The organism is Planococcus glaciei, assembly GCF_900099655.1.
Lineage (GTDB): Bacteria > Bacillota > Bacilli > Bacillales_A > Planococcaceae > Planococcus > Planococcus glaciei.
The window spans coordinates 196,315-206,514 of sequence record NZ_FNDC01000005.1 but is presented as its reverse complement, the minus strand read 5'-3'; the positions used below and the strand labels follow the sequence as shown (position 1 = coordinate 206,514).

Here is a 10,200-nt window from a genome sequence, read left to right as displayed (position 1 = left end):
CAATCGGAAACCATCGTTCCCCATTTTTCTTCGTACATCATGCCTTTTTTCGGTTTGATGATCGAAGATGGGAGTTCACTTTCATCGCCATACTTTTTGGCCGTCCGCCAGTTAATTTGAAGGGTATTCGCAATTCGATCGATGCTCAACCCTTTTTCATTTCGTAAGTGTTTGATACAATTGATATCGGACATTGTAAGCATTCCTTTCTAACCTCCACCTGTTATGAGTTCGCACTTTAACAGTAGAGGTTGACTTGGGCGGCTTGCAAGTCCATTTTTATTTGCATGAATTTCTCATGCAGAACTCTGTACAAATTCGTTGCAAAGTTCTGTACTTCTATTTTGCATTACACAATAGCGACATTAAGATACAAAAAAGTACATTTGGTTTAAAAGCTACTATAACTGCATATGCAGATAGCATGGAATCAGCTGAGACTGTAGCTTATGTGTACTTCGGAAGAATGAAGGATATTTTGTCTTTAATCAATGATATCCCTATTCAATTTCATAAATATGAAGGACAAAATTTTAGACAACAGAATTTCACTAGTAGAAGATTACTTTCAAAATCAGATATAATCTCTGCTTTTCAAATGGCTAGAAAGTTTGAAGCGGAACAACCAGCATTATTAAAAGCTATTGGTTGGTATTCTAAGGGAAAATTATCTCATAATACCTTTGACCAATTCTTTGCTTTTTGGAGTGTTATAGAAATACTAGCTAAAGAATTCCATACACCAACTGATAGAACGAAAAAAGGCATTAAGAATCAAATTTACCAAAGCTTCTTAGACTATTTTGGCCCAATGGAAAATTGGGATTTTGCCGATTCTTGGTTAGACTTATTAAATGATAAGAGAAATGTGATTTATCATGGAGGAGAATATAATAGTCTAGATACAATTAATGAAATTTCAAAATTGATTCCTTCTTTAGAAGAAACATCGAAAAAACTTATTAACTGTATTATTGATAGCAAATATGACAGAAATAGTTTTATACATTTTGATTTTTAAAGACCTTAGCACTCCAAGAAAATTACAGATTATAACGCCAGTTTATTTTCCACATTGATTGTCGGAATTAAATTTGGCACTTGAGCTCCTCTATAGGCGAACTGGTCGGATAAATTCCGGCCTTTTTCTTTTTTCAAACAATAAGAATCGCCCTTATATTAAAAGTTATCTTATAGTGAAGCAGACATATAGAAGATCCCTGTCGCCAAGATATACCTTATCGAATTCAACGAAAAACTTATTTGACATCAAAACTATAGCTTTTATAAAGCCGGAATCCAATAATCTGTCCAACAATTTTTCTTTAGGTATTCTCTTACCCTTGACTCGTCAATAAACTCAATTAACTCTCTTAAAACAAGAAAATGAGCTGCAACTGATGACACAGCATTTAACAAATTTCCAGCAGCAACATTTTTAATTCTGTCATGTTTAATAAGTTGGTAGTCTTTCCACCAATGTAAATTAGCATATGTTTTCGCAGCATTAATGTTATTGAATGGAATAATCACTAAATTATCATCATTCAAGGTTCTTGTGCTCGTTGCTATACCAAAGTCATTACTCATGCATCTTTGAATTGCTGGAGCATAATCATTTATATTGAAATGTCTTCCTTTACTTTGTATACCGCAATTAATACAGAGTTGCTTAAATAAAGAATCTAATTCTGAACACGATAATAATATAATAGATGCAAATTCATCGGAATAAACATTTTTGTTTTTATCAGAATGCATTACATATTGGTTAGTTTTAGCGAGCATTTTTTCGATTGAAAGGTAATATTGCCAATGCATTTCAAATACAGATCGGTTCAAGATTTTCATCCTTTTCATTTAGTTTTCATCTTTTTTTGGCCCATGGAACTATATCGTAATTCTCTTCCCAAATAGGTTGTTTCAACCTATTATGGTAATGTTTATCATACTCCAAAATACCTAAAAGTACGAGTTCCAAATAATGAAGACCGATTTGTAAAATCATATACTTTTGAAATCCGTTAAATTCTTGTTTAGCTATAGGATGAACTACATCGTTTCTAGTTTCAATTAATAAGTGTACTGCATCATCAAACTCTAGTTGTTGAAATTCTGGAATATGTAAATAGGCAGTATCTATTTGAAAGTCTTGAAGTAGAATTCTAATATTCTCCGAAGTCTTCTTTTTCTTAAATTGTGTTTTAGATAATTGATTAGATTGATTTACTAGATAATCCCACGATAACATTTCTAATGCAGTTTGAGCAGAAACTATTTTAGTTTCGATTATACTATTTGAATGACATTCCACGTACCAACTTAAAGACTCACGCAATATCTTTGCCAAGTATTCGTTTTCAAATCTAGTTGCTATGACAGGAAAAAGGTCTTCGATTACTTCAGCTTTTTGTTTCGGAAACCATGTTATATTATTTTTCCAAGGTGAAATAATCGGCACAGTATTATCAAACCAAACCATTTCTCCATTATATTGTCCTTCTAATAAAGACACACCCACATGCCTGCCGCTGGCGAAAGATAGTAACCAGCTAATGCTGTTTATTAGATGCCTTATTTCATTTGTATTAAAGTCTCCTCCATCAATTCTTTCTATTCTTCCTATATGGGTAATTAAATAGCCACTTCTATCTTTTAATTGCTTCATTATTCTTTCTGGCTTTTGATCATAATCAGAGCGCTTATCTAAAGTGATTTGCCACTGATTATAATGAAATATTAACCTTCCTGAGTAAGTTCTAGTGTCAGATTCTACATATCTTCCTAGGCAATTTAAAAAGTTTATAACAGAAAACGAAATAGAATTAACATTAGCATGTCTATTAGTTGAGTATCCTTCAATCGTCCCCTCGAATGTGTTTTCACTTCCAAATATAACGTCTTGAATATAGGTATCATGTTTTGTGCCATCTGGAAAAATAATTTTTTGTTTCTTACCTAATAACTCACTACTAGCATTAAATAAGCTAGTTACCGAAGAAATTATAGTTCCTTTAAAACGGACCGAAGGTGCAGGTAGCCATTGTAGAATTACTGTTATCTTTAATCGCACCTTGTTTTCTTGAAGGAACACTTCTGCTTCTCCATTATATAGAGGTATGTCCTCATTTAATTTATACTTTAAATAAGCTGACCGTAGTGCTTTTGGTGACTCCATAATTTCCTCCTTTTTTCATTAATTCCTCGCTCATAACTTCTGTGTGTCTAATTAAGTTCTGTTATCTATTTTATATGTAACAAAAATCGATTCGTGATCTATAGCTGCTAATAATTTAACTCCAATGATTCTTGCTGCTAAGTAACAGAGTATAGCGTCCGACAAATTGAACAATCTTTCTCGTTCTTCGTCATGGTTAACCTCATGTTTTGATTTATTATAACTTAAATGCTCCCTGTGTAAGACACAACTCCCGCACAATTTAGCAGAATGAATAAAATACCATCCTTGCGAACTTTAATTAACAACTCAAACACTATTTTGTTTCCTTTCCTAGAATGCGAATTTTTCACTTCCGGCAGACTCCCCCTTTAAATGCAACAAATAAGCGGTGTCCAGCACATGCCAGACACCGCTTATCTTTACTTAATCTTTCCTAACTCATCCAGCAGCGCTTTCCGTTTCGGATACATAAACTTCAACTCTTCAATCAGGCCCGTCGTCGCTTCAGCCCCCAGCGCTTGCTGGAAATCTTTGATTTTTTGACAGGCACTCCAGTATGCCTTGCGGTTGGAAGCCCGTTCGATCTGGCGATAAATATAAGTTGTATAGATTTCATTCACTTCGTGCGGATAATCAGCCACCAGATGCGGATGCAAGTATTCGATTGCAGAGACTTCGGTCCGGCAATAGTCCAACAGCTCTTCAAACCTCTGTTCATCAATCAGAATCCCGAGATAAAGCGGCCGGCTCCGTGGACGGGTCTTCATCTCTGCAAGCAGGGCTTCCAGCTTCTCCGGCCACCGCTTCACATCCACCAAACTTCTCAGTTTGTAATAATATTCTTCTTCCCCGTCCAGTGCGAACTCAAAGCTGAGGCCGATCAACTCCTCCGTGTTGCCCATTCCTTCATAAGCCTCAAAGCACAGCTTTTTCCAGTCATTCAGGAGTCCCGCGAAGTTCGCATCGAATTGTTCCGATTCGTCACACAACTGGATCACTTTCTCAAATTCACCGGCATCCAGTGCCTGCCGGACCTGCGCTTTACGGATTGCCGGATAGTGCCCGTACTTCGCGTAAAAGGCTTCGACCAATTCCTGTCTTCCATGCCGCCGCAAAATTGCCAGCTGGTACATATGAAACCGCTCTTCTGTATACTTGTATGTCTTGTTTTGCATCTCGTCCTTGGCAATTAAATCAGCAATGAAATTATAAAACTTCTCGGTGAAACCGCCTCTTTCATTCCATTGCAGCACCGCTTCGACCAGATGACTCGCCGCATCTGTGATATCCTGCTCCAGCGCGAAGAGGATATACGGATAGAGCAGGACAAGCATATTATCGACAGTCGCTTCATCCAGATCTCCCGGCCACTCTGCCAGCGCTTCGCTAATCTTATCCAAGCTTTCGTAAATCGCCGAACTGATGTCTCCGGATGAATCGTCCGCAATTTGCAGCATTTCCGTGCATTCCTTGACGACAATCAAGCTGAGGCGGATGATTCTTTCCGCATCCTGCTGCGAGTTTAATCCATCCAGATATTCGAGGACTTCCCAAACCCCTTCGAGTGCCTGATCTGTCCGGTCCCATTCGATAATTCCCCTGCGGCTGGCGAGGTAAGCCGACTTCTGTATAAGTCGACGCGCCTTTTCTTCATCCATGTCATTAGAATCCGAAAACTTCTCTGCCAAATAAAGTTGGACGGTTGGCTGCTTCTCCACCAGCTCCTCCAAGATTTCCAGCAGCTCCGCTTTTTTCAGCGTTTTTAATCGCGCCTGTACATCCACTGCAGACGAACCCTTTTCTTTTTTATATTCGCAAATTGCCAGGCACACCGCCACTTCATGCTTGCACAGCGAATCCGATTCGAACGGGCAGGTGCAGTAAGATCCCACAATCGTCCCATCCTTCGCCAAATTGACTGACACCTCATAATCCCGCGTGCCCGTCACCAGCGCATGCCACCGATTCGGCGCGTCTTCCGTCAACCGTTCAACAAAATCCTGTTCAAAATAATCCAGGCCGCGTTCACAAAGCTTTGCCGGCACGGTTGTTTTCAGGTTGTTTAAGTTCATGAAAATTCCCCCTGGTTCGATTATAACTTGTAGACCTTCGGGGCTGAACAGGAAGTTCTTATTGGGTAAGCAATCTAAGTTGTTAGTAGGAATATAATAAAACAGCCTAAATAGGTGCTTTGTTCCCAGTCGTTCCCAGATGGTCCCTGTGTGCCAAACACTTATGCCTATTTCCGCTAAGACATAGAAATGCATGAAGAGTCCTTCCCGTTTCAGGAGTGGGCTGATTCTTCATGCAGTATTTTTGTATGATAGAAAATGTGTGTGACACAGGGACGCGATTTTTAATTGTAGAGATATATTTGCGGATTATCATACCAAATTAATGAGTTCCTTTTTATAACCATGTTATAGACTAATTCTTCAAGGCATACTAAAAGAAAATCAGTCATAAGAGCACGGATTATATCTGGAAATTTACCATAAGATAAATGATATTCTGTTTCCTTATTATGAACAATTGAATTTCTTAGTTTATATACTATCGAAGAAAAGAAACCAGCTACTTCATTGGGATGAAGATTAATTGGATTTTTCACGCCCATTTTCGGTAATACTTCCTCCAAATCAATTTTATTTTGATTAGTATTAAAAGCATTATACTTCTCAGCTATTAAGTTTTTGAATTTTTTACTAGAGTTATAATCTAAATCAACTGCCTTAATAAACAAATCTTTTAAAGCATTTGGCTCGTTTTTATCGACATGACCATACAATCTTTTAAAATCTCTAATTGAAAACATATTTGAGGAATCTGCTCCATTCGTCAGATCACAGATTGGCATTCTGTACATAAAGTTCTCTATTACTTGGTATATCTTTAGATACTTCTCCAGTATACCGGTTTCATTGTTATACTCACTAAGAATAAATATTGTTTCAGAAAACTGGTTATACCCATTTCCTATAGAATAACTTAAATCAGAGGTTACACTGGGCTTTTCTTCATAATTTATAGATACGTGAATCATATTTCCTTCTTGAACATTTTTCAATTCTAGAAAAGAAGTTAGAACTGGAATTTTATCTTCATATTCGAGCAAACTAAATAGACAATACTTTTTGGAAAAATCTATAGAACTATTAATATTACTTAATAAGTGAAAAAGAATATCTGTATTTTCAAAATCTATGTTAGTTATATATTCTTTTATTTTTCTTAAATCATTAAAACAAATTAAAAAAATAAACTTATTTGTATTTCCGCTCTCTGTGTATAAATAATTGTCTAATCCCACTGTATAATTAATTTCTTTGAATTTTGTTACGTGGGGATCAAAATTAAAACTTTCATTTACAAAGTCATCAGTAATTGTACTAAATATTTTATTGCAAATGGTCAAAATCATATCTATTTTATCTTCCCATTCAGATAGATAAGAGGGATAATCTTTTTTTATTTCTTGAATCGCTTTCTCAACGATATCAAACTTTTCTAAGTACAATTCATTTTTATCCACACCTTCTAGGGAATTTAACGTATCAGTTAACTGAACTATAGAGTTTTCAAATACTTCAGGAGAAGTTTGTCTTTCCAAGAATTCAGTAACTACCTCTTCTATTGTAATTTCACTTAAAACTTCGATCATTTTTTCATTTATAAGTTTAATTCCTTGAGTCATTATTCTCCCCCTAAATTCCAATTAATAGGGATAGTCTGGTCTTTTTTCAGCAAATTATATATGCCATCGAAAACAACTTTTTTACTGAAATTTCCAATGTTAATTTTACTTATATTCATATTATTTCTAAACTGTTTATAATTTTCTAAATTTAAAATCCCTGGATTTTCTTCAACCTTCTTCAACATATCTCTAAATAATTGAGAATAACTTTCACTATACTTATCTTCATATAACTTGCCTAAAGCTCCGAAAATCCCAATAATTACTGTCTCTCTTCCTAACCATTGAGTACCTTCTTCTCCATATTGATTCGCTATTAAATCATCAAAATCAGTTAAAAACTCTATCATTTCGTCCAAAAATTGGTAGGTAAAGAATTCATGATACGTCTCCATTTTTGAATCCGTCTCTTGCAATTTGTTAATTAATGATGCATTTGTTGTGATAGTTTTCCCATTAGCAAATGACAGCACGGAAGAAATTAAATGTGCAAAATGAAATTCTCTTATTTCTCTTTTTTTTGCATAAAAAGTTGAAGATTTCTCTTTTTCTCTAATCAATATTAAGTTTTTATTATCTTCAAAATAAGGAATAAGATTAATAAAAAGTAATTCTAATTGATGTCTAATCGGTACCGCTTTATGTCCTGCATTTAAAATAAGCATTTTTTCAACTTGTTTTTCAATAGAGATATCACTCCATATAACAAACCATTGAATATTAGTAGAAAAAGTATTTAACAATATTTCTTGATTACAATTATTCTTATTATAAAACTTAATAATTTTTTCTAGAATTAATGTAGATGAATTAATTTTTTGTAATTCCTTTCCATATTCTTTAGACAATTTAAATTTATTTAAACCGAGCATTTCCGTATTATTGTATTCTATAAAAAATTTTATAGTGTCCCATATTATCTTTAACCTATAAGTTCTTTGAAGACCATCCAAAATTCTAAATCTTTCAACAGACAATTGGGATTGCTCATTTTTTTCTGAGATTATGTTAGATTCTTCGGCAATTAAAGTTATAGGTGGAATACTTGCTTGGGTCAGTACTGTATCAATAAGGTTATCCAGATAGATGTTTGAAACTATTCCTCTTTGAATATCATATTCCATGAATGATATAGGCAAATTTTCGATATATTCTTTTAAAGTTAGTTCGCAAATATAACTTATTGCAGATCCTTCGGCTTTCGTACTTAGAATTTTCGCTCTCATTGAATTCTCCTTTTGAGTCTCAGACTCACTATATTAATACACGCCTCTTAAAATAAATAAGCGTCTACATGAAGATTTTTTACATAATCCCCCTTCTTTTCCTCTTTCAAATCAACAGATTCTCTTGCTCTTTTCCAGTTTCATATGCCTACTTGCTCATCCCCACAATTTAAATATTTATCTATATTGTAAGTCCTTCTCTATGAGTAGTTTTCGGAAATTATTAAAAACTATCTCTTCAAAACCTGGAATTATATCATTGAAATCCGAATAAATATTTTTTATTTGTTGTGGATAAACTATTTTTTTATTATTTAACGCAAACGGACCATCAGTTTCAAATAAAAGTCGTTCCTTAGGGATTCTCTGAATTAATTTATAACCATTCTTGCTAGATAACATCTTGGCATTAACTGAAAAGTAATATCCCATATCAATAATCTTATCAGCTGTGGTTAGCTTTCCGCTGTACCAGTGAAATATTGCGTGCTTCACTTCATTTTCTTTCAAAATTTTTAACACCATATCTTCTGTGCCTCTGCTATGTATAGAGTACACTCTTCCTTGATTGAATTTTTTTGAAGTAATAAATTTAAAAGCATCTTTTTGTCTCTCAATTATTAATTCTGTTTCATTTTGAAAATCAAGTCCTACTTCCCCAACATATTTTGTATGTTTAACAAGCTCCTGAAACATGACCTTATCTAACTCATATTCACTAGCTACTTGTGGATGATAGCCTAGACATAAACGAACATATTTAAAATTATTAAAAGCATTCAAATGCTTATTAAAGATTTCAGGTAAGTTAGTTACAAACATTGTATAAATTTTTAACGACTCATATTGTAAAGCAACTTTCATGGGGTCGGAATAAAAATCGATATGCACATGGGTATCAATATGGGTCATATTTTTTCATATACCTTTCAAACTCCTCTTGGAATTTTCGAAACATTTTTTGGTTCTCTTTGAGATAATTCTGATCCATATAAAAAGATTCCTTTATACGCGTTTCAATATTAATTGTTCCCTTAGAAATATATTCACAATACTTCTCAAAATAATTTAAATTACTTAAAAGTTCTTTTCTATGCAAATCATCTTTTACTTCTTTAACTTTTGTATTATATTCGACAAAATACTTACTATCAAACGCTTCATTATTATAAGCTGCCATAGAAATCTTCCTTAACAAACAAGGTATACAGACTCCACATTGTCCTTTGTGTGGTTTTAAATTTGATCTTCCTGCTCCACAAGTGAATGAATCTTTTATTTGATTTTTAAAAGCATCATCCATTTCCTCAATACTTTCTCCCTTGGTCTTAAAAATAAACGGATGATGTAAGGTTACTTTCAATTCTACTTTTTCAAGTATAGATCTGTACATATATAAAGTTCGAGGATGGGTCGTCTTCGTAGTAAACCTATTATTTATTTCTGGATTTAACGATAATATTCCGTTTTCATACAAGTATACATCTGAGCTATTATTAAAAATACATTTGGCAACAGCGAGTGCAAAGTATAGCAACGACCTTGTAGCTTGAGTTAAATGTTTCTTTTTCGGAACTGGTTTATGAATTAAAGTAATTTCAATACCCTTAAAAATGCTTAAATAAAAATCTTTTAGTATTTCTTGATGAGTCTTTTCTTCGCTTTTATTAATAAATCCTAGATAATCACTCTTGATATTGTCTTTATAATTCCTGTAAGCACCAGTAAGTGAATCTAAACCACCTGAAAAAAGAGTAACTGGATTATTAGTTGAAAGCTCTAGTTTATGATTAGGGATATTTGTAAATAAAGAGTGCTCTCTATGGATAAATGAAATGACAAAGTTCTCGCCAGAAACCCATTGAACTAGCTGATTAACTTCTTTTTCAATCAAAGTCCATCTGTCATAATTAAAAACTGGAATTACCACCCTAATTTCTTTTCTAGAAGTAGTAGTTACATCAGCGACATAAATGCTACCCATAACAGTAACTAAGTCTATTACTTTTAGATGCTTAGGATTATTATAGTCATAAGGAAAACTATCTAGTAAAGAAGCATGTAAGTCTTCATTAATCTTCTGTACAATTACCATT

Annotated in this window: 8 protein-coding genes and 1 pseudogene; 1 reads left to right on the top strand and 8 read right to left on the bottom strand. The window is 33.9% G+C overall.

Annotated features, from left to right (window positions below; translation table 11 throughout):
* Positions 1-203: pseudogene (locus BLQ32_RS08845) on the bottom strand (IS21 family transposase); the annotation flags it as partial.
* 53 nt (positions 204-256) lie between these two features.
* On the opposite strand from BLQ32_RS08845, the gene BLQ32_RS08840 reads away from it, so the two are divergent.
* Positions 257-1,021 (top strand): methylamine utilization protein MauJ, encoded by a 765-nt coding sequence (locus BLQ32_RS08840; RefSeq protein ID WP_074510072.1) that lies wholly within the window; start codon positions 257-259, stop codon positions 1,019-1,021.
* A gap of 263 nt (positions 1,022-1,284) precedes the next feature.
* On the opposite strand, the gene BLQ32_RS08835 is transcribed toward BLQ32_RS08840, so the two are convergent.
* The 7 genes from BLQ32_RS08835 to BLQ32_RS08805 form a co-directional block, all read right to left on the bottom strand.
* A complete protein-coding gene (locus BLQ32_RS08835; RefSeq protein ID WP_139150523.1) occupies positions 1,285-1,842 on the bottom strand; it encodes a hypothetical protein in 558 nt (185 codons plus the stop codon).
* A 25-nt stretch (positions 1,843-1,867) separates the two neighbouring features.
* Positions 1,868-3,178 (bottom strand): YopA family protein, encoded by a 1,311-nt coding sequence (locus tag BLQ32_RS08830; protein ID WP_074510070.1) that lies wholly within the window; start codon positions 3,176-3,178, stop codon positions 1,868-1,870.
* A gap of 422 nt (positions 3,179-3,600) precedes the next feature.
* Complete coding sequence (locus tag BLQ32_RS08825; protein WP_074510069.1) at positions 3,601-5,253, bottom strand: SWIM zinc finger family protein; 1,653 nt, start codon at positions 5,251-5,253, stop codon at positions 3,601-3,603.
* 284 nt (positions 5,254-5,537) lie between these two features.
* The gene (locus tag BLQ32_RS08820) at positions 5,538-6,875 is read right to left on the bottom strand and encodes an E3 UFM1-protein ligase 1 family protein (RefSeq protein ID WP_074510068.1); all 1,338 of its coding nucleotides are present in this window, start codon (positions 6,873-6,875) and stop codon (positions 5,538-5,540) included.
* Positions 6,875-8,104: a hypothetical protein gene (locus BLQ32_RS08815; RefSeq protein ID WP_074510067.1), complete on the bottom strand. Its 1,230-nt coding sequence runs from the start codon at positions 8,102-8,104 to the stop codon at positions 6,875-6,877. The genes BLQ32_RS08820 and BLQ32_RS08815 overlap by 1 nt, the downstream gene beginning before the upstream one ends.
* Before the next feature lie 177 nt (positions 8,105-8,281).
* Positions 8,282-9,016 carry a TatD family hydrolase gene (locus BLQ32_RS08810; RefSeq protein ID WP_074510066.1) on the bottom strand — a complete coding sequence of 245 codons (735 nt, stop codon included), beginning with the start codon at positions 9,014-9,016 and terminating at the stop codon, positions 8,282-8,284.
* Complete coding sequence (locus BLQ32_RS08805; protein WP_074510065.1) at positions 9,003-10,199, bottom strand: hypothetical protein; 1,197 nt, start codon at positions 10,197-10,199, stop codon at positions 9,003-9,005. The genes BLQ32_RS08810 and BLQ32_RS08805 overlap by 14 nt, the downstream gene beginning before the upstream one ends.
* Position 10,200: the final 1 nt, after the last annotated feature.

Bases quoted from the DNA above. Each gene is read 5' to 3' on its own strand.
- BLQ32_RS08810 (WP_074510066.1), bottom strand. From the start codon at position 9,016: ATGACCCATATTGATACCCATGTGCATATCGATTTTTATTCCGACCCC.
- BLQ32_RS08830 (WP_074510070.1), bottom strand. From the start codon at position 3,178: ATGGAGTCACCAAAAGCACTACGGTCAGCTTATTTAAAGTATAAATTA.
- BLQ32_RS08820 (WP_074510068.1), bottom strand. From the start codon at position 6,875: ATGACTCAAGGAATTAAACTTATAAATGAAAAAATGATCGAAGTTTTA.
- BLQ32_RS08815 (WP_074510067.1), bottom strand. From the start codon at position 8,104: ATGAGAGCGAAAATTCTAAGTACGAAAGCCGAAGGATCTGCAATAAGT.
- BLQ32_RS08805 (WP_074510065.1), bottom strand. From the start codon at position 10,199: ATGGTAATTGTACAGAAGATTAATGAAGACTTACATGCTTCTTTACTA.
- BLQ32_RS08825 (WP_074510069.1), bottom strand. From the start codon at position 5,253: ATGAACTTAAACAACCTGAAAACAACCGTGCCGGCAAAGCTTTGTGAA.